The organism is Shewanella sp. JNE2, assembly GCF_023159115.1.
In the GTDB taxonomy this organism is placed as follows: domain Bacteria; phylum Pseudomonadota; class Gammaproteobacteria; order Enterobacterales; family Shewanellaceae; genus Shewanella; species Shewanella putrefaciens.
The window spans coordinates 1179446-1199923 of the sequence record NZ_CP096169.1; the positions used below are offsets into that span (position 1 = coordinate 1179446).

At 44.6% G+C, this 20478-nt stretch carries 17 protein-coding genes; 5 read left to right on the plus strand and 12 right to left on the minus strand.

The genetic code is table 11. From position 1 onward, the window contains the following. Positions 1 to 110: 110 nt before the first annotated feature. Positions 111 to 1220 (minus strand): anhydro-N-acetylmuramic acid kinase, encoded by a 1110-nt coding sequence (locus tag MZ182_RS05350; RefSeq protein WP_248065596.1) that lies wholly within the window; start codon positions 1218 to 1220, stop codon positions 111 to 113. Positions 1221 to 1241: 21 nt separating this feature from the next. Then, positions 1242 to 2648: a peptidoglycan DD-metalloendopeptidase family protein gene (locus MZ182_RS05355; protein ID WP_248065597.1), complete on the minus strand. Its 1407-nt coding sequence runs from the start codon at positions 2646 to 2648 to the stop codon at positions 1242 to 1244. A gap of 126 nt (positions 2649 to 2774) precedes the next feature. Here MZ182_RS05355 and tyrS point away from each other — a divergent pair, with 126 nt between their 5' ends. Further along, positions 2775 to 3968, plus strand: coding sequence for a tyrosine--tRNA ligase (gene tyrS / locus MZ182_RS05360; protein ID WP_011790305.1), 1194 nt, complete (start codon positions 2775 to 2777; stop codon positions 3966 to 3968). Between the two features lie 122 nt (positions 3969 to 4090). On the opposite strand, the gene MZ182_RS05365 is transcribed toward tyrS, so the two are convergent. The 8 genes from MZ182_RS05365 to gltB form a co-directional block, all read right to left on the minus strand. Further along, positions 4091 to 4519: a hypothetical protein gene (locus tag MZ182_RS05365; RefSeq protein ID WP_011918878.1), complete on the minus strand. Its 429-nt coding sequence runs from the start codon at positions 4517 to 4519 to the stop codon at positions 4091 to 4093. A gap of 120 nt (positions 4520 to 4639) precedes the next feature. Beyond that, positions 4640 to 5131, minus strand: a complete 492-nt coding sequence (locus MZ182_RS05370) for a nuclear transport factor 2 family protein (protein ID WP_014610107.1) — start codon at positions 5129 to 5131, stop codon at positions 4640 to 4642. 1 nt (position 5132) lies between these two features. After that, positions 5133 to 5759 (minus strand): trimeric intracellular cation channel family protein, encoded by a 627-nt coding sequence (locus tag MZ182_RS05375; protein WP_014610108.1) that lies wholly within the window; start codon positions 5757 to 5759, stop codon positions 5133 to 5135. Further along, a complete protein-coding gene (locus MZ182_RS05380) occupies positions 5756 to 6133 on the minus strand; it encodes a DUF2721 domain-containing protein (protein ID WP_011790301.1) in 378 nt (125 codons plus the stop codon). Before MZ182_RS05380 ends, MZ182_RS05375 begins: the two co-directional genes overlap by 4 nt. A gap of 55 nt (positions 6134 to 6188) precedes the next feature. Next, the gene (locus tag MZ182_RS05385; protein ID WP_115015849.1) at positions 6189 to 7178 is read right to left on the minus strand and encodes a cobalamin biosynthesis protein; all 990 of its coding nucleotides are present in this window, start codon (positions 7176 to 7178) and stop codon (positions 6189 to 6191) included. A gap of 37 nt (positions 7179 to 7215) precedes the next feature. Then, positions 7216 to 7911: a 5'-methylthioadenosine/adenosylhomocysteine nucleosidase gene (locus MZ182_RS05390; protein WP_011918881.1), complete on the minus strand. Its 696-nt coding sequence runs from the start codon at positions 7909 to 7911 to the stop codon at positions 7216 to 7218. A 212-nt stretch (positions 7912 to 8123) separates the two neighbouring features. Beyond that, positions 8124 to 9530: an FAD-dependent oxidoreductase gene (locus tag MZ182_RS05395; RefSeq protein WP_011918882.1), complete on the minus strand. Its 1407-nt coding sequence runs from the start codon at positions 9528 to 9530 to the stop codon at positions 8124 to 8126. A gap of 6 nt (positions 9531 to 9536) precedes the next feature. Next, positions 9537 to 13985, minus strand: a complete 4449-nt coding sequence (gltB, locus tag MZ182_RS05400; RefSeq protein WP_248065598.1) for a glutamate synthase large subunit — start codon at positions 13983 to 13985, stop codon at positions 9537 to 9539. A 584-nt stretch (positions 13986 to 14569) separates the two neighbouring features. Here gltB and MZ182_RS05405 point away from each other — a divergent pair. From MZ182_RS05405 to oxyR, 3 genes are all read left to right on the plus strand, one after another. Continuing rightward, positions 14570 to 15499, plus strand: a complete 930-nt coding sequence (locus MZ182_RS05405) for a TIGR01212 family radical SAM protein (RefSeq protein WP_248065599.1) — start codon at positions 14570 to 14572, stop codon at positions 15497 to 15499. Between the two features lie 190 nt (positions 15500 to 15689). Continuing rightward, a complete protein-coding gene (locus MZ182_RS05410) occupies positions 15690 to 16055 on the plus strand; it encodes an Hpt domain-containing protein (protein WP_011790295.1) in 366 nt (121 codons plus the stop codon). A 365-nt stretch (positions 16056 to 16420) separates the two neighbouring features. Further along, positions 16421 to 17332 (plus strand): hydrogen peroxide-inducible genes transcriptional activator OxyR, encoded by a 912-nt coding sequence (oxyR, locus tag MZ182_RS05415; RefSeq protein WP_011790294.1) that lies wholly within the window; start codon positions 16421 to 16423, stop codon positions 17330 to 17332. Between the two features lie 57 nt (positions 17333 to 17389). Here the strand turns inward: oxyR and MZ182_RS05420 are convergent, their stop codons facing one another. Together MZ182_RS05420 and mutH are read right to left on the minus strand one after the other, a co-directional pair. Next, positions 17390 to 18457, minus strand: a complete 1068-nt coding sequence (locus MZ182_RS05420; RefSeq protein WP_011790293.1) for an adenylate/guanylate cyclase domain-containing protein — start codon at positions 18455 to 18457, stop codon at positions 17390 to 17392. 122 nt (positions 18458 to 18579) lie between these two features. Next, positions 18580 to 19251: a DNA mismatch repair endonuclease MutH gene (gene mutH, locus MZ182_RS05425; protein WP_014610113.1), complete on the minus strand. Its 672-nt coding sequence runs from the start codon at positions 19249 to 19251 to the stop codon at positions 18580 to 18582. Between the two features lie 687 nt (positions 19252 to 19938). Between mutH and rppH the strand changes: the two genes are divergently transcribed. Then, a complete protein-coding gene (gene rppH / locus MZ182_RS05430) occupies positions 19939 to 20463 on the plus strand; it encodes an RNA pyrophosphohydrolase (RefSeq protein WP_011790291.1) in 525 nt (174 codons plus the stop codon). Positions 20464 to 20478: the final 15 nt, after the last annotated feature.

Below are 20478 nucleotides of genomic sequence, written 5' to 3' on the forward strand. Positions count from 1 at the left end.
ATGGCGTGCTGTTCATCTCTATACATGAATGCCAATCTGAGGTTGCCAAGTATTATTTAGAATAAAAGCCTCAAAGTATGAAGCTTTTATTCAGGTAATTTAAACCGTTATTATTTAGCGCTAAATCGTCCGCCGAGTACGGCTTCGCGGGAGGCGCCCGTAACAGCAGGAAGGTTTGCGGGTAAACCTAAGTGGTTACGCATGGCGAGCCACGCAAAGGCGATACCTTCGGCCCATTTAGGATCAACGCCAAGAGCCGAGGTAGTATCCAGTTTATAACCCGGCAATAAGGCGGCGAGACGTTGCATTAGTTGGGTATTAAACGCGCCGCCACCGCAGACAAATAGCTCTCCCTCCGGCGATAATTTGATGACATCCCTCGCGATACTATGGCAAGTCATATCTAAAAGTGTCGATTGGATATCTTCTTCATCTAAATGATTAAAGGGCGATAGTTGCTGTTCTAACCACGCTTGGTTAAATAATTCACGGCCTGTACTTTTAGGATAAGCAAGCGAAAAATAAGGATGAGATAATAGCTGAGCTAATAGGTCTGGGTTGGTTTTGCCGGACGCAGCCCATTCGCCATTCTTATCAAAAGGTTCACTTTTTACATGCTGGATCCAAGCGTCGATAAGCGTATTGCCTGGACCGGTATCGAAACCCAGTACATGTTCACTTGTTCCAGGAAGGTAAGTGACATTGGCGATACCACCGATATTCAAAATAATGCGTTTTTTGCCGATTTCGGCAAAGGTTTGCTGGTGGAATGCGGGCACTAAGGGGGCGCCTTGGCCGCCGAGGGCAATATCTTTACGGCGAAAATCGGCAATAACATCTATGCCTGTTTCCGTCGCAATAGTATTAGGATCGCCTATTTGGAGGGTAAAACCCACTTCAAGGTTTGGCATGTGGCGCACCGTTTGGCCATGGCTACCAATGGCGAGGATATCTTCCTTCGCAATATTGCACTTTGCCAGTAGATTATTGACCGCCAAAGCAAATAATTGTCCTACATTGCGATCTAATCGTCCAAGGCGGTTTATTTCATCGGCACCGGGCAAACATAAACGCTGTAGCCCTTTGAGTAAATGGCTCGGAATGGCTTCTGTATGGCTGCAAATCAGCTGCGGTTGTGGGCCCGAAAAGTCGACTAATACCGCATCAACACCATCCATGCTAGTGCCAGACATAAGTCCAATATAATAAGCGTTTTTCATCGGGAGGAGTCCGTCCAGTCGTTATTGCATTGCTAATTGTGTTTGCTTGTTCTGTGAAATGGTCGCCATTAATTGTCTACTCAAGGCATCGAATTGCGGTTTTTCTTTACGTGCAATGGATTCGGCTTTAGGTAAAGTGATCGTTCTTGGATTGCGATGTACACCATTAACGATGAATTCGTAGTGTAGATGCGCCCCGGTAACTCGTCCTGTTTTTCCTAAAGTGCCGATGATTTGCCCTTGCTTAACGTTTGCCCCTTTGCTGACATTACGTTTGGTGAGGTGTAGGTATTTAGTCGTGTAAGTATCGTTGTGTTTAATAAACACATAGTTACCGTTGAATTGATTATAGCCCGACTCGATCACACGGCCACTACCCGCGGCTTTAATTGGCGTGCCTATGGCGGCAACATAATCAACACCTCGATGGGCTTTTATTTGACCAGTGACTGGGTGCAAACGCTTTGGGTTAAAGTTGGAACTGACATATTTAAAATCAACCGGTGAGCGCAAAAAGGCTTTACGCATGCTAGTACCATTTTCTGAGTAGTAGTTACCGTCCGTATAGCGAATCGCCGTATAACGCTCATCTTGGTTAATAAACTCAGCAGCTAAGATATTACCGTTACGTAAAAACTCACCTTCTGCATATTCTTGTTCATAGATAATCGCGAAACTGTCGCCCTCACGCAAATCCAATGCAAAGTCGATATCCCAACCAAACACTGTAGATAGTTGCATGATTTGGTTCGCATTTAAGCCCGCATCAACCGCAGAGTTCCAAAAATTACTTTTAATCTTCGCGCTGGTAAAATGCGTGCGAATTTCTACATCCTTCTCAGATATTTTTTCGTGATATTGTTCTTGGTTTTTACTGATCACGAGCGTAGAAATAGCATTAATTCGATAGCGTACTTCAGTTAAATCACCCTTGACATCTTTTGATATCACAATTTCTTCGCCAGGCATTATCTTAAGTAAATTTTGCTTAGCTAAAGGCAACTGGGTGATTTCATAAACATCTTTACTCGTTAAACCTGCGCGGTCAAATACCGCTGCTAAGGTATCGCCATTTTTAACATTAAAGTGCTCTACATCCCTATGGAGTGCACTTTCAATGGACTCGACAGCTTGATTATTGGCATTTCCTGCGGCTAGCGCATCTGTTGAGGATAATGGCTCTGCATTTGCTGGAACATCACTCGATTCACCCTCTATTGACTCTGGGCGTTGTGGTGAGCGAAAGGCGAGAGGAACATCATAACGGGTGTTAATTTGTGTTTGCTCACTTATGCCTGCGGTTTGCCTTGAAGCTTGGGCTTCTTCAGAAGGTAGGAGCATGGTTATCATAGTGATAACAGAAAGAATGCTGAGGAGAATTTGATGCTTTTTAGGCAACAATTTAAATAACGTAATAACCTTTCCCATTGACGCCGATACCGATAACCTGAGGCTTGAATAATCCCGTTAGTGTACACACTTTCAATTGTGCTGGCTAACAAGTAACATAAGTCTCCTCATTTTATGATCATGGCCTTAGGAGTCCCTGCCGAGATGGCTGATTTAGACCAAGTATTAGCAGAAATTAGACGTGGTACCGATGAGATTTTACTCGAATCGGATCTGCTGGAAAAACTCAAAGAAGGACGTCCACTTCGTATTAAGTTAGGCGCAGATCCTACTGCACCGGATATCCATCTTGGACACACAGTAATTTTAAATAAATTACGATTATTCCAAGAGTTAGGTCATGAAGTCATTTTCTTAATTGGTGACTTTACCGGTATGGTGGGTGATCCGAGTGGTAAAAACAGTACCCGTCCACCACTGACTCGTGAGCAAGTATTAGCCAACGCTGAAACCTATAAAGAGCAGGTCTATAAAATCCTTGACCCAGCAAAAACGCGCATCGAGTTTAACTCAAGTTGGTTAGAGCCTTTAGGTGCAGCGGGAATGATCCGCTTAGCATCACAACAAACCGTTGCGCGTATGATGGAGCGTGATGACTTTAAAAAGCGTTATGCCTCGGGTCAATCGATTGCTATCCATGAGTTTATGTATCCACTGCTGCAAGGTTATGACTCAGTAGCCCTTAAGGCCGACGTTGAATTAGGCGGTACTGACCAGAAGTTCAACCTGTTAATGGGGCGTGAGTTACAGAAAGCCGAAGGTCAAAAACCACAAGCTGTGATTATGATGCCACTGCTTGAGGGTTTAGACGGTGTGAAGAAAATGTCTAAATCGGCACACAACTACATTGGTGTGAGTGAACCCGCCAACGAAATGTTTGGTAAGCTGATGTCAATTTCGGACGATTTGATGTGGCGCTACTTTGAGTTGCTGTCATTCCGCCCTCTGGCTGAAATTGAACAATTCAAACAAGATGTGGTTAATGGCGCTAACCCACGTGACATTAAAATTGCTTTAGCGAAGGAAATTATCACCCGTTTCCATGATGCAGCGTCTGCCGAAAGCGCACATCAAGCCTTTGTCGATCGTGCTAAGGGAATGATCCCTGACGATATCGAAGCAATCGAGTTAGCAGCGGGTGAAGGTATTGCGATTGCCAATCTGTTGAAGGATGCTGATTTAGTGGCATCGACTTCAGAAGCGATGCGGATGATTAAGCAAGGTGCGGTGAAGATGGACGGCGAAAAGTTAGAAGATAGCCGTATGACTTTGTTCGCGGGTACTGTTGCTGTATTCCAAGTCGGTAAACGTAAGTTTGCCAAAGTGACTTTGGTATAGTGACGTTGGTCAGTGGGTTTAGGTTAAGTCATTTTAATTTATTCGTTTAAACTTCAAGAAGTTTAAACGAATAAAAAGAGCGCCTTAGGGCGCTCTTTTTTTATACTTTCTACACAGCAAGATTAAGGCGCTGTGTTTAGCTCATGCTCGGCGATATTACATCTGTCGGTACCAAAGTGTTGTCCACCACTGCATTTCCACGCCAACTGAGCCGAACTGACCTGCCACTGTTTGGCATTTTGTTTTAGGGAGATAATCAACAGCATCTGTGGATGTTGCTTGGAAAACTCGCTCACTTGATAGGTTAAAATGCTGCCTTTATGCGATTGAGTGCGCACTAAGGTAAATTTATTACCTGCATATTGGCTACTGATTTTGCTAGGATCTTTTGCCCAATCTTGTTGTTGCGCCTGCGCAATGCGTAATTGTTGATTGAAGTGATTAACAGGTTGAACTGCATAAGAAACAATAATGGGTTGCTGTGCTTGTGCTTGGGGCGACAGCATTAGGCTATAAAAGGCGACTAGGGCACATAATCCAAAAAATTTCATACAAACCTCATTGCAACAATGCTGTAAATCTGGTGAATGCATAACATTCTGGAAATTGATTCATTGTTAGCTTCGACCTGTGTCTTGGTCTCAAGTTTCAAGGAGGCACAAATTTTGTGATTACTGCATCGCCAATTGGTCTGACATGGTTTGGTAATCAATTAGATCGACATGTTCAGTCACTCTACGGTTGAGCATATCGAGTTTTAGACTGGTGACTGCAGGAATTGCCACATCAATAATTTTACCGGGTTTGCCGAATTGTTCACCGGGTCCTTTAAAATGGTAGTTACCTATCATGACCACTAAAGAGCCTGCGTTATACATATGCTCGATATTAAAATCATATTCGAGTACACCTTGATGAGCTCGTTCTAGAAAGTCGATGATAAATCGCCCTCCGGTATATTTACGGTTAGCTGTTTTATCGAAGAAAATACTGTCGCGATTATAAAATGTGATAAGAGTTTTGTAGTCGTGCTCGGTTAGTGCATCCATGTACTTTACGGCGAGTTGCTGCTCCTGTGGCATTTCTCCCGAGTTGGCTTGTGCCGATACAGGAATCACGAGAGAAGCAAACATAAGACATAAAATAAGACACAATATTCGCAAACTATTCCCTCTTAGTTTTGAGATCAAAGGCTGGTAGAGATAGATGCCATTTGATGGCGCTTAAGCGGATAATCAAGGCACTGGTCATCGCCAAAAACAGCGCCGTTTTTTCATTCATACCGTAGGTTAAACTGACGGTATAACCTATGCCACCAATGATTGAAGCCGTAGCATATATTTCTGTGCGTAACACCATGGGTATTTGCCTACAGAGTAAGTCTCGAATAATGCCTCCTCCCACGCCTGTGATCAAGCCCATTACCACGGCAATCATGCCACTCAAACCCATATTGAGGGCTTTTTCGGCACCAATCACAGTAAACAGGGCTAATCCAAAAGCATCTGCGACGGGTAAAATGTACTCGGGCACCTTGCGAGGCCGACGGACCAATAGCAAACAGGCGAGCACGGTCGCGAGGATCACTATGATGTAGTTTGGGTCGCGGATCCAAAATACGGGTGTTGCACCTATGAGCGCATCGCGGATGCTGCCGCCACCAATAGCGGTGACAGAGGCAAGGACAATGACGCCAAATGGATCCATTCTATGGCGCCCGGCGGCGAGTGCGCCGGATAAGGCAAAAACGGCTGTGCCACATAAGTCAAAAAAGTAGATCCAATGAATCATTTACTCATCTCTTTGATATGGATATTTAAGGCATCCACGGAGATACGAATTTCAATCACAGATAAAATCAGTGAATACAGCAGTAGTAATAAGCTGGCACCGAAGATAACAGAGCCCGTTTTATTTAAACCAATATAGATAAAAATCATACATAAAACACACAGCGCAAAACTGGAAACACCTGCTTCTTGCATTCTTCGTATGATGCGGATCCGCTGGCTGAGGTTTTTAATTTGATCCTTATGTACGGGTTTGTCGCCGTTACTCAACTGACGGATCAGTGCGGCCAGTGCAAAAAATCGGTTGGTATACGCGAGTAATAGCAGGGAAATTGCTGGAAATAACAACGCTGGGGTTGTTAATGAAACATGCATATTTTCAAACAAGAGGGCCTGCCTTTAACCAAGTGCTAAGGGAAATTGCATCATATCACAGGCTTTGTAGCCAACGTAAACCTGCCCATAACAGGGGAAGTACAATAACAAAACTAAACCATATAGCACTCGCGCGGGAGGTGAGTTGAATCGCTGAGGCTATATTGTTGCTAGTGGGTTGTGGGCCGTAACTGATTTTGGCCACATCGATACGTTGACCTGAAAATTTTTGTGGACCGCCTAATTCAATATGTAAAATTCTGGCCACCAAATCCACACTGAGAATATAACCCCGTAAAGCAGGATGATGTTTAGGTAATCGAAAAAGGCTTGTCATTGCCTTAGGTCCACCCTGAATAGCAATGGATAGGCTCCAAAGCCACCCGGGAATAGCTAATAATACAGTTGATAGGCTATTGACTGTGCTACAAAAATGTTGGTATTTCGGTTGTATTGGTGGCCAACTGAGTTCAAGTTGCTTAATCATTCGCACTGCAAGCACCATGGGCGCTCCAGCGATGGCAAAAAAGAAAATGGTTGCAGCCGTCCCGTAAATAGGCGCTGTGGCGAGTTTTTCTATGGTGGCTTTGGCCAGTCCGACTTCAGATAGATTATCGGTATCACGGACAACCCAAGGCTGAAGCAGTTTTTTGGCGTTTGCATTATCTTGGCGCTTGAGAGCCTGAGCGATTTCAGCAGCCACTTGGTTGAAACCTGCATCACTCAGGCAGAGATAAAGCACTAAAAACTCAAAAAACCAAGGAAAAGCAGCTAGTTCGAGTAAAAAAGTAATAATGGCCCAAAATGGAAATACCAATAATAACATTGCTAGCAAGCCTGCGGTGGCTTGTTGGCTTGCTGGACGTTCTGAACGATTCACTTTTGCGGCGAGCTGTTTTGCTAAATGGGTAAACCAAATTAGCGGCTGCATTTCTCGCGGTAAAGGGGCTAAACGTGCGAGCAATAAAGCGCAAAAAAGTATCAAAAAACCTTCAAACAAAGCACCATCAATCTCAACAAGTCGTTGATAAAAAGAACTATGCATTTGATACTTTTCCGCTTAAGGTGCTACTCAAGATTGACTATTTTAGCTGCTCAAGTAACAGCATTACCATTAGCGCTGAATGGTAACCCGCTTTGACAATATAAGAGTCGAAATCCACTGGCGAGTCATTGTTGGCGTTATCCGATAAAGAGCGGATTACCACAAATGGCACACCAAACTGGTGACATACTTGGGCAATGGCAGCGCCTTCCATCTCACAGGCAGCCATAGTCGGGAAGTTTTTGAGCATGGCTTGGGTGCGAACAGGATCGCAAATAAAGCTATCGCCAGTACAAATCAAACCTTCAATTGCTTTGACTTCACCCAGTTGAGCAATCGCTTTATTGGCAGCTTCAACTAAATGTGCGGCAGGAATAAACGCAGCAGGTTGCTGTGCCATTTGGCCAATTTCATAACCAAAAGCCGTGACATCCACATCATGGTGACGCACTTCAGAAGAAATCACGATATCGCCAATGGCCAGCGTATCAACAAAACCACCGGCAGAACCTGTGTTGATCACCGCATCCGGCGCATATTTCTCGATGAGCAGCGTGGTCGCAATACTTGCAGCCACCTTACCTATGCCAGAGCGAGTTACTACTACGTCTTTACCCGCGAGAGTACCCGCAATAAATTCAATACCAGCAATGGTTTGCGATGTTGCGTTTGTCATGGCGGCGATCAGGTGAGCGACTTCTGGCTCCATTGCGCCAATAATTCCAATTTTCATGGGAGACCTTTTTGATTCAACACTTAAAGAGTGGGACACGGGAATGCTGGCTAATATACCACACAGTTTTATGCAGTCGTTATGGCGAGATTGGGATTGCTTGATAATGGCTGAACTCGTTTGCATGAGTCCAGCCATTGGAGTGCTTGTTAAACGACAGTGGTAAAACAGTTTTTAGTGATAAAAATACGTTGGCGCTTAATTTATAGTGCTTAGTCTAAGTAGTTAAGAATACCTTGGGCTGCATCGCGACCTTCGGCAATGGCTGTCACGACTAAGTCTGAACCGCGCACCATATCACCTCCGGCAAACACTTTCGGGTTGGTAGTTTGGAATGGGTTTTCATCTAACTTATTTGCTTTGACTCGGCCCCATTGATCGAGCTCGATACCGTGTTCGGCAAACCAAGGTGCAGGGCTTGGTTGAAAACCAAAGGCGATAATAATGGCATCGGCTTCGAGCAACTGCTCGCTACCTGCAATCGCTTCTGCGCGTTGACGACCGCTTGCATCGGCCTTGCCCATGGCGGTTTCGACGCATTCAATGCCGATCACTTTGCCATCTTGGGTTTTAATCGCCACAGGTTGACGGTTAAACAGGAAGTTAACCCCTTCCTCGCGCGCATTTTGCACTTCGCGGCGTGAACCTGGCATGTTGGCCTCGTCTCGGCGGTAAGCACAGACTACGCTGCTGGCACCTTGTCTGACGGCGGTGCGCACGCAATCCATCGCAGTATCACCACCGCCTAATACCACCACACGTTTACCTTCAAGGTTCAGGTAGGGCGTTTGCGCATCTTGAGTGCCCATTAAATGATGGGTGTTACCAATCAAATAGGGCAGGGCTTGGTATACGCCTTGGGCATCTTCACCCTCAAGACCCGCTTTCATGGCAGTATAAGTGCCCATACCGAGGAAGACGGCATCGTATTCTTCGAGCAGTTGAGTAAATGGGATATCCTTACCGACAGTGACCCCGAGTTTGAACTCAATGCCCATGCCTTCTAATACACTGCGACGGGTCGCCATAACGGCTTTGTCGAGTTTAAAAGACGGAATACCGTAGGTGAGTAGCCCACCAATTTGTGGATATTTATCAAAGACCACAGCTTTAACACCGTTGCGAGACAGAATATCCGCGCAGCCTAAACCCGCAGGACCGGCGCCAACAATCGCCACTCGTTCAGGGCGTGGCGTGACCTTGCTCATATCGGGGCGCCAGCCTTGGGCGATAGCGGTATCGGTAATGTATTTTTCGACATTACCGATAGTGACAGCGCCAAAGTCGTCGTTCAGAGTACAAGCACCTTCACAGAGTCTGTCCTGTGGACAAACACGGCCGCAGATTTCGGGCAGAGTGTTGGTCTCATGCACTAAATCTGCCGCTTCCATGATGCGGCCTTGTTCCGCTAGCTTGAGCCAGTTAGGAATATAATTGTGTAGCGGGCATTTCCACTCACAATAAGGATTGCCGCAATCTAAACAGCGGTCCGCTTGCTCGGCTACTTGAGGCTGAGCAAAAGGCTGATAAATCTCAATAAACTGAGTCGCACGTTTAGCTGCAGGGTGTTTAGCGGGGTCTTTACGACCCACTTCAATAAATTGAAAATCGTTACTCATGCGCCATTACCCCGCTTTTACAACTAATTCTGGGCTCGATTGCTCGAGTTTGAGCAGATCGGCCACGGCAATATTTTTAGGTTTCACTAATACGAAGCAATCTAACCAGTTACCAAAATCACTTAAGATCATCTTGGCATGTTCGCTGCCCGTTTCGGCCACGTGGGCTTCAATTAAGCCTTTTAAATGTTGTTGATGGATCGGTGATTCCAGTTTTTGAGTGTCGACAAGTTCAGTATTCACACGGCGATTGAAGCGGCCAAATTGGTCGAACACATAGGCAAAGCCGCCTGTCATACCCGCGCCGAAGTTCACCCCGGTTTTACCAAGGACAACCACGATACCGCTAGTCATGTATTCGCAGCCGTTATCGCCAAGCCCTTCGACCACAGCAATCGCTCCTGAGTTACGTACTGCAAAACGCTCGCCCGCTTGACCCGCGGCGAAGAACTTGCCGCCTGTCGCACCATAAAGGCACGTGTTCCCGACAATGGCGCTGCGCTCGCTTTGGAATGGACTGCCCAGTGGTGGATAAATCACAATCTTACCGCCAGACATCCCTTTACCCACATAGTCGTTGGCATCGCCACAGAGCTTTAACTCAAGTCCTGGGCTGTTCCACACGCCAAAACTTTGGCCTGCGCTGCCGTTAAAGCTCAGTTTGATGGGCGCTTTAGTGCCTTTCACGCCGAGCGTGCTCGCTATATAGCCTGACAAGGTTGCGCCAACGGAGCGGTCAGTGTTATTGATGCTATAAGCGGCGTCGAAACTCTCGCCCTTATCGACGGCGCTTTGGCATTCGTTTAATAAATGCTGGTTAAGTAGCCCTAAATCTGCCGGTGGATTGGTTTCTTGCCAAGTACGTGACGAGGTCGCTGGCACTTTGGGTTGATACAAAATCGGTGAAAGATCTAAGCCCTGTTGTTTAGCGGTTTGTCCTTCAAGGGTATACAACCACTCACTGCGGCCAACTAAGTCCTCAAATTTACTGACCCCAAGGGTCGCCATCCATTCGCGCACTTCCTCTGCCACAAACTCAAAGTAAGTCATCACTCGCTCTGGCAGACCGTGGTAATGGTTATCGCGCAGGTTTTTGTCTTGAGTCGCAACGCCCGTCGCGCAGTTGTTCAAGTGGCAAATACGCAGGTATTTACAACCTAGGGCGATCATAGGCACAGTGCCAAAACCAAAGCTCTCAGCACCTAAGAGCGCGGCTTTAATGACATCAGTACCGGTTTTTAAGCCACCATCGACTTGCAGGCGAATTTTATGGCGTAGACCATTTTCCACGAGAGATTGATGCACTTCGGCTAAACCTAGCTCCCATGGGCTACCCGCATATTTCACTGAGGTGATTGGGCTGGCACCTGTGCCGCCGTCATACCCTGAAATGGTGATCATATCCGCATAGGCTTTGGCTACGCCCGTGGCGATAGTGCCGACACCTGGCTCTGACACTAATTTAACTGAAATCAGTGCTTTAGTGTTGATTTGTTTTAAATCGAAAATTAGCTGGGCTAAATCTTCGATGGAGTAAATATCGTGGTGTGGTGGCGGTGAAATCAGCGTTACACCAGGACGAGCATGCCGCAGTCCGGCGATTTCAACACTCACCTTATGGCCGGGTAACTGACCACCTTCACCGGGTTTTGCGCCTTGGGCGACTTTAATCTGCAATACATCAGCATTAACTAAATAATGCGCAGTGACACCAAAGCGGGCCGAGGCAATCTGTTTAATTGCAGAATTTCGTTCAGTATTAAAGCGGCGAGCATCCTCACCACCTTCACCTGAGTTTGAGCGGCCGCCTAAGCGGTTCATTGCGATAGCCAGCGCTTCATGGGCTTCAGGGCTTAATGCGCCAATACTCATAGCAGCGCTGTCAAAACGTGAGAATAGATTTGATGCCGCTTCTACATCGGTGATATCAATCGAGGTTTGAGCCCCCTTAATACCGATTAAATCGCGCAGTGTGGCAATAGGGCGATTGTCGACCAGTTCGGCAAACTTTTTATAGGTAGCAAAGTTTTTATCGATCAGTGATGCCTGTAGGGTGTTGACTACATCAGGGTTAAAGCAGTGATATTCACCGCCTTCAACGTATTTTAGCAGTCCACCTTGCGGCAATGGCACATGGGCACGGTAGGCCGCTTTGTGCAGTATTGCTTGGTCTTGGGCGATTTCTGCAAAACCGGCGCCCTCGATACGGCTAACTACACCTTTAAAGCATAAGTCGATGACTTCGCTGGCAATGCCTATGGCTTCAAATTGTTGACTACAACGGTAAGAGCCGACAGTACTGATGCCCATTTTGGACATGATTTTACGCAAGCCCTTTTCGATGCCGTAACGGAAGTTCAGCATTAATGCAATCGTATCGGTTAAGCCATGGCGTTTCGCCAGTTCGGAGATTGATTCGTATACTAGGTATGGATAAATGGCAGTGGCACCAAAGCCAAGTAGTACGGCAAAGTGGTGTGGATCCCGTGCGGATGCAGTTTCAACAATGATGTTGGTGTCGCAGCGCAGGCTTTTATTCACCAGCATTTGTTGCACAGATCCGACCGCCATGGCAGCGGGGATCACTTGTGCAGATTTATCAACGGCGCGATCGGATAAAATGAGTAAGGTGGTGCCACTACGAGCTAAACGTTCCGCTTCGGCTGTGATGCGGCGGATGGCGTTTTCGAGTCCTTCATTAGGATCGTAATTTAAATCGACGATATTAGCGCGATAGTAAGTGCTATCTAATCCCAGTAATTGGTTAAAATCACTGAATAATAGAATTGGCGAGTTGAACATCACCCGGTAAGCGTGCCCTGTGGTTTCATTAAACAGGTTCTGCTCGCGACCAATACAGGTCGCCAAGGACATGACATGCTTTTCACGTAATGGATCTATGGGGGGATTCGTTACTTGAGCAAATTTCTGCCTAAAATAGTCATACAGCGAACGTGACTTTTTCGACAGCACCGCCATCGGTGTATCATCACCCATTGACCCTGTGGCTTCTTCACCTTGTTTTGCTAATACCCAAATAACTTGTTCTAGCTCTTCGCGGGTATAACCAAATTGCTTTTGATATTGCAGCAATTGTTCTGGATTTAATTCGCTAGCACCATGTTGCTCTGTGGTGAGTTGCTCTGCTGGGATCAAAGTGCGGCTGTTTTTTGCCATCCATTCTTTATAAGGGTGGCGGCGTTTAAGATCGTTATCGATTTCAAAGGATTGGTATAGGCGACCATTTAACGTATCGAGTACCAGCAATTCACCAGGCCCAACACGGCCTTTTTCGATCACTTCATCTGCGGCGTAATCCCAAATTCCAACTTCGGAAGCTAAGGTCAAAATACGATCTTTTGTGATCACATAACGTGATGGACGCAGACCATTACGGTCAACGGCGCAGGCGGCATGGCGACCGTTGGTCATCACAATACCGGCCGGACCATCCCAAGGCTCCATATGCATAGAGTTAAAGTCGTAGAAGGCTTTTAATTCATCATCCATTTCTGGATTACTTTGCCAAGCAGGCGGGATCAATAGACGCATGGCACGGTATAAGTCCATGCCACCGGATAACAGCATTTCCAGCATATTATCTAAAGATGAAGAGTCTGAGCCTGTTTCATTCACAAAGGGAGCGGCTTGCTGCAAATCTGGCAGTAGCGGTGAATTAAATTTATAGGCACGGGCACGGGCCCATTGACGGTTACCCGTAATAGTATTGATTTCACCATTATGGGCTAAATATCTAAAGGGCTGAGCTAATGGCCATTTAGGGGATGTGTTCGTTGAAAAACGCTGGTGGAATAGGCAGATAGAGCTTTTTAAGCGAATGTCCGCGAGATCGGGATAAAACGCGGGCAAATCTACAGGCATCATCAAGCCTTTATAGACGATAACTTGGCCAGACAAACTCGCGACATAGAAGTCTTTGTCATCAATGATCTGCTGTTCTAAGCGGCGACGCGCCATATAAAGGCGACGTTCCAAGTCTTTTTCACGCCAGCCAATGGGGGCGTTGATCAGTACTTGGTAGATTTGTGGCAGGCTAGCCTTGCCAATTTCACCTAACACATCGGGATTGACTGGTACTTTGCGCCAGCCAGCAATGCTTAAGGTTTCGCGTTCGAGTTCACGCTCAAGGATAAACTTAGCTTGGTCGGCCAATTCATTGTCTTGACTTAAAAACAGCATACCTACGGCAAACTTGCGGCTTAAATGCCAATCATTTTCTGCGGCAATTGCTTCAAAAAATTGCACGGGTAATTGCATTAATAAACCGCAGCCATCGCCAGTGCGACCGTCGGAAGCTATGCCACCACGATGTTTCATTCGATCAAGGCCATGAATAGCCGTACGCACGATACGATGACTGGCTTCGCCATCCATTTGTGCTATCAACCCAAAACCACAATTGTCCCGCTCAAAACTGGGATGATATAAGCTCATACAAAAACCTCCCTAGACCTCAACTGATTACTTCTCGGGGAGAAAATGTAAAGACTTTCTATATATGCACCCGAACCACCCAAATTAGCCTGAGATTCACTAAAGGTCAAACCAAAAATTTGCATAAAATATGGGTATTAATTCATATTTCATACACAAAACACAATGGCGTTACGTTAACGTCAACAGTAAAATACGTTGTATAACATTATGAATAAAAAGAATTTTAAAAAGGATAAAACTGATGGTTTACTAAAGTGTAACATGGGGTGGGATTGTTTTTGATTTACAAATAGTGATTTTTATTGCAAATACAGTGAAGGTATAAAAAATTATAATAAGTGAATTTTTATTCTCTACATTTGTGAGGTGGATCGCTAAATGTAAGTTAAATGCAAGGGGGAGTGCACATTTTTGACAATAGTTGTGACTATCTATTCGGAGTTTTATTTACGGCAAAGAAAAACAGGCTAACTTTGTTTACAATAAGCTTTTTCCTTTCGTCCAATCACTTTTTTCTTTTCTACTGTAATTTTATCTTGGTTATTAAAAATGAAGCCATATCACGTTAGGCAGGTGTTGTAATGGGGCTTGATGCATACGTCAACACATTCGGCGCAGTTTGTAAGGCAAAATACGGCACAAGATTGCGTAAACTGACAAGAGATGCCAAGTTTACTTGCCCTAACCGTGATGGCACTTTGGGGCGAGGAGGCTGTACTTTCTGTAATGTGGCGTCATTTAGCCATCAAACTGCTGATGTATTGAGTATTACTGAGCAACTCGAACAGGGAAAGAGTCGCTATCGTGAGGCGAAACCTCAGGCTCAAGCCGATAAATTTATTGCTTATTTTCAGGCTTACACCAGCACTTACGATGAGTATCAAGTGTTGATGGCTAAATACGATGAAGCAGTTAAAGATGGTGAGATAGTCGGTTTATGTGTAGGAACTCGCCCCGATTGTGTGCCGGATAATGTATTGGATTTGTTGGCGCGTTATCAGGCCGATGGTGTCGATGTTTGGTTAGAACTTGGACTACAAACTGCCAACGATGAAACGCTGCGTAGAATTAACCGTGGCCATGATTTCGCCTGCTATTGTGATACTGTTTCTAGGGCAAGAGCCCGTGGTCTAAAGGTATGCACTCATCTTATTCTTGGCTTACCCAATGAAACTCACGGCGATTATATGGCGACTTTAGCAGCTGTATTGCAGCAGGGCGTTGATGGTTTGAAGCTGCATCCTTTACATATTGTCGAAGGTAGCACTATGGCCAAAGCGTGGCGAAGTGGTCGCCTACCTTTATTGAGTCTTGAGGATTATGCCCGCAGTGTCGGAGAGATGATCCGCCATACGCCACAGGAAGTGATTTTCCATCGGGTCACCGCTTATGCGAAAAAACCTATGCTACTAGCGCCCAATTGGTGTGCTTATCGTTGGGATGGATTAGTGGCGATTGTCGATAATTTGGCGCTTTATGGTGGACAAGGGGAAGCATTAGAGGGACGATAGTCGCAATATCAGCACGGTTTAGATACCATCCATAGTGGTAAATGTTGGATGGTGTTAATAGCAAGCTTTTGATTTGTTATAGATAAATTTGTTTTGGACTGTAAATACTGCTATAAGTTGCACTGTCAATTTTTGAGGGTATCATGTCCTGAATTTGATTTACGCATTGAACTACTTAAGGGAGGCCTCGATGGCCACAGTTGAATTAGAAGCAATCCTAGATCTCAATACTTTGGAACAGTACTGTAGTGCTATTGGTGCAGCTACCCTCTTGAAGAGTGTTGTACTATTTGAGCAACTCATGCCTGAATATGTGGGTAATCTAGTAAAGGCTAACGATGCTGAAGATAAAGATACCCTGTGTTCTGAGGCTCATAAGTTTAAGGGGGCCGCAGGCTCTGTTGGTTTGAAACGTATTCAGCAAATTGCTCAATTATTGCAACATGGTGAAGAAGATCGCTGGGCAGTAGAGCATGGTATTTGGGTTGCTCAGATTGTTGAGTTTGCGAGCGCAGATTTACAACAGCTAAAGCTGTTTCTTCAGGCAAAAATATAACCTCAGTTATAACTATGGCGTGTCTGTTCAAAAGAGATGGCTGCAGCATTGACTAGATAATATTATTTATTGATAAGCGAGAGCGTGTTTGATGTTTTCGAGCACGCTGAGTCACCAGTGCAAACTTGAGCCAGTTTTTATCAATAGATGAAAACGCAGCAGAAACACTGTTCGAACTTGCCGTCACGAACAAAATGTAACCTCAAAATATCGTAACACTTCAGTTTGACCTATTGAGCCGTTGTACAATCCACGGAATGGCGATTCGGCTCACACTCTTGATAACTAATGCCGCGTTATTGTTGATACTTTATGCTAGAGTAGATTTAATTTATTAATGCATAACCTTATTGGCAATCGATAAAATGAAAAGTTTACCTAGCCTCAAGAATTTATTTTATTTGGTGAATCTCCATCAAGAGCAAAATTTTAACCGCGCTGCTAAGGTGTGTTTTGTTAGTCAGTCGACGTTATCCAGTGGGATCCAAAATTTAGAAGAGCAACTAGGTCATCAATTGATCGAACGTGATCACAAATCATTTATGTTTACTGCTATTGGTGAAGAAGTTGTACAACGTTCCCGTAAGATCCTCACCGATGTCGACGACTTAGTTGAGCTAGTTAAAAATCAAGGCGAGCCAATGACGGGTGATATTCGCCTAGGCTGTATTCCTACGATTGCCCCTTTCCTATTGAGTCGCGTTGTGCGCCAATGCCAGCAAGCTTATCCTGCGATGAGTTTGTTGCTGAAAGAAGATACAACTGACCGTTTGTTAGATGCTTTAGGGAAAGGAGAGTTAGATCTATTGATCCTTGCCTTACCAGTTGATACTAGTGGTTATCACAGTATGAAGGTTGGCATTGACCCATTCAAAATGGTCATCCATAAGGATTTAGCTGGAGAAATTCATCAACCGATCGACTATCAAGCCTTACCGGATGAGAGTATTTTTTTATTGCAAAGTGAACATTGCATAACAGGCCATGCAATCACAGCCTGTCAGTTGGGGGATAGTGCCAAGGTAAACCCATTTGCCGCGACCAGTTTGCATACCTTAGTACAAATGGTAAACAGTAAATTAGGGACGACCTTCTTACCACAAATGGCAATTGATGCTGGCATTCTAAACGATACCGATTTAGTGGTAATGACACCACCGGGTGAGGCTCCTTACCGAGATATAGGGCTCGTTTGGCGACAAACTACCAGCCGAATTTTAACTTTCCGCACGTTAGGTTTAATGATCCAAAAGTTACTCACTAAAGACGAAGATTAAACTTACGGCAACAGCAGCAAAGTGTGACGTCTAGTTACAGCTTAAATTGAGTCAAGATCAGAGTGGGGAAACACCAAATACTTCTATTGAGTGTTGTTTCCCTTTTAGTTTGATTGGGCCTAGGTTGGTTAGGCGATATTCACTATTGGGATTATCTAAGCGTCCAGCTAAAGCCCCAGACACTAACATACGTTGTCCAAGGGGGTTACACTGATCTTGCAGCCTTGCTAACGTATTGAGTACGTCACTAAAGAAGCTAATTTCTTGTTTTTGTACCCCAACAACCGCTGCTACTACCTGCCCACAATGTGCTGCGGCTTTAAATTTAGGCACAAAACCGTAGTGTTCCTCAAAGTAGTGTCTTTGCCAGCTAAGCTGTTGGCTAAATTCAAAATAGATATTCATACAACGATCATGCACAACGCCTTCTTCTAACGGCCAATGGATAAGGACGGCATCACCCATGTAACGATATATTTCGGCTTCATTATTCGTTACTGTGTCTGACAATAAGCTAAAGCTATCTTGGATTAAACGGCTAAAACGATAATCACCGAGTGATTCAGCGTGTGTGGTGGAGGCAACCATATCCAAGTAAAGAAACAAACGCTGTTCATATCTCGGTTTATGGTATTTACCCATACCGATATTGAGTAAAATACGTGGGCCTACTAATAATGCCATTTGCTCAACAAAGGCTAAACTGACTCGAACAACAACAAGGTAGACAATGAGTGCTTGAAAAGAAGGGCTGTACAAAATATGCGCTGTGAGCATTTGCCTTAGCGTAGACATATGGTTTTCTATTGCCCACATATTTAAAAATTGAGTAATGTAGGCCAAGGTTGTTGCACCTAGTAATAGGAACAACCCTTTGAAAATAACTGAAAACACATAGGGAAGGCGATTGATTGCGCTAAAATCGGCAATTAAGTTTGACATCCAATGTAGGCTACCAAAGATAATCCCCATATAAACCGCGAGGGTCGCAAGATCGGCTGAGCTCACCGCCCACTGGGGCAGTTCTGGTGATTGTGCATATCGAAAAAACACGAAAGCAGCCATGGCAATAGCCCAAGCTAATATCGCAAAAAGAAGTTTTTTCGCTTGTCTACGTGCTCTCACGACTCGATTTTTATCCGAATACGACCGTTATTTCAGGATGCCGTAGTTTATAGAAAATCATCACCAAAGTGCTAGTGAAATTTGTGATCTGGATCAATACAAGTCCATATCGTTACTAAAATTTAACCAAAAGCTTTATTTAGTATCATGGCGGTAAAAGCGGTCTTTAAATAAAAGCCACGAGGATTGGTCATTTTGAGGCTACCATTTTCGGCAATGCTTTGCGTTAATGCTCTGCTATTGGCTGCTTTTGGCCGTAGCTGTAATACTTCGCCGTGACGGGCTGTGAGTTTCTCAACTTTTCCTAGTGCAATAAGCTCCATTATTTCTTCCCAATCTTGTTGTAATAGACGTAATTCATCGGGATCTGGTTGCCATAAAATAGGCGTGCCAATACGGCGAGCACCGACAGATATTTGTCTTTCACCCTCGACGGGAACCCAAAGCACGCGCTGTAGTTTGTGGCAGACTAGGCTGTTTTCCCAAGTAAGTCCTTCAATTTGCGAGAGCGGCGCGACACATACATAGGTTGTTTCTAACGGTTTTCCTTGTGCATTTATGGGAATGGTTTTGAGCTCGACACCTAGATGTAAAAAGTCTTGTTCAGGTTTAGAGCCCGCTGTTGCACCCAATTCCATTTCGATGAGTTGGCCAACCCAGCCCTTATCTCGCTTAAGATTTTTGGGGACGGTTATTCCTCTATTAGCAGCAATTTGTGCCAAACTTACGCCAGCCATCATATTGGCGCGCTCGAGTAATTCGGTGAGATTTTCTGGAGGGATAATTGCTTTCATGGGCGAATTTTACTTAAAAATAGTTCGTTAGCAACAGTGGTTAAAAAATGCACTGGGGATTGGCGGTGATAACATTTATAAAGGGTAACTGCTAAGTTAATGATTTTAATGTTTATATCTTCAGTATTTAGATATCTTTTTAAAGGCGCTAAAAGTTACACTCGGCTTTCCCTTACGTTCCTCACATACTTATCCACAGATATTATGGATAACTCCTAAAGTGAATGCCTTTAACCTAATGAAAAATGCAAGTCAATGCAAAAATTCGGTGTTTTTTATCGAAATGTGGATAGTTTTCAGAGTGTCCTGTGCATAACCTTTATTGTAATTTAGTCTAGAATCACTATTAAGTTTTAAGGTTAAAAATTAACCTTAAATTGTTTGTTTTACTGATGGTTTTAAAATTATTTTTTATCATGCTGATATATATTAGCTTTTTAGTTCTGCTTCAACAGTGTGCTGAACCTTGGAACTTCTGTTTTTTGGACGTTATAACAAGTTCAAGGGAGTTTCAAACAGGGATATCCACAGAAAATGTGGATATCCTTGAGAATGCCTTCTTCTGTTTGTTGATAAATAATCCATATAGAGGAATTTATCCCATGTACCACTTAAAATAGAGGTTTGCTGAGAGACTGGCTTTATGAAACAATCGGATTATTAAAATTATCCTTATTCGGAGTCCATGTGATTGATAGCGACGGCTTTCGCGCAAATGTGGGCATAATAATTTGTAACAGATATGGTCAAGTTATGTGGGCTAGACGTTTTGGCCAACATTCTTGGCAATTCCCTCAAGGTGGTGTTGACGATGGTGAGTCAGCAGAGGAGGCTATGTACCGTGAGTTATATGAAGAAGTCGGCCTAAGACCCGAACACGTACATATATTAACCTCGACTCGTTCTTGGTTAAGGTATCGTCTACCTAAGCGTTTAGTGAGGCAAGACAGTAAACCAGTCTGCATTGGGCAAAAGCAAAAATGGTTTCTGTTACAATTGAAAAGCCAAGATAGTGCGATTAATTTAAGTTCTTCAGGGCATCCTGAATTTGACGATTGGCGTTGGGTAAGTTATTGGTATCCCGTGCGACAAGTCGTTTCATTTAAGCGTGATGTATATCGAAAAGTGATGAAAGAGTTTGCGGCAACGGCATTGTCATTCCAAACCCAGGAAATTCCGAGGAAGCGGGGAAGGCAAAAAACGACAGGCTGATTTTCAAAGAGGATT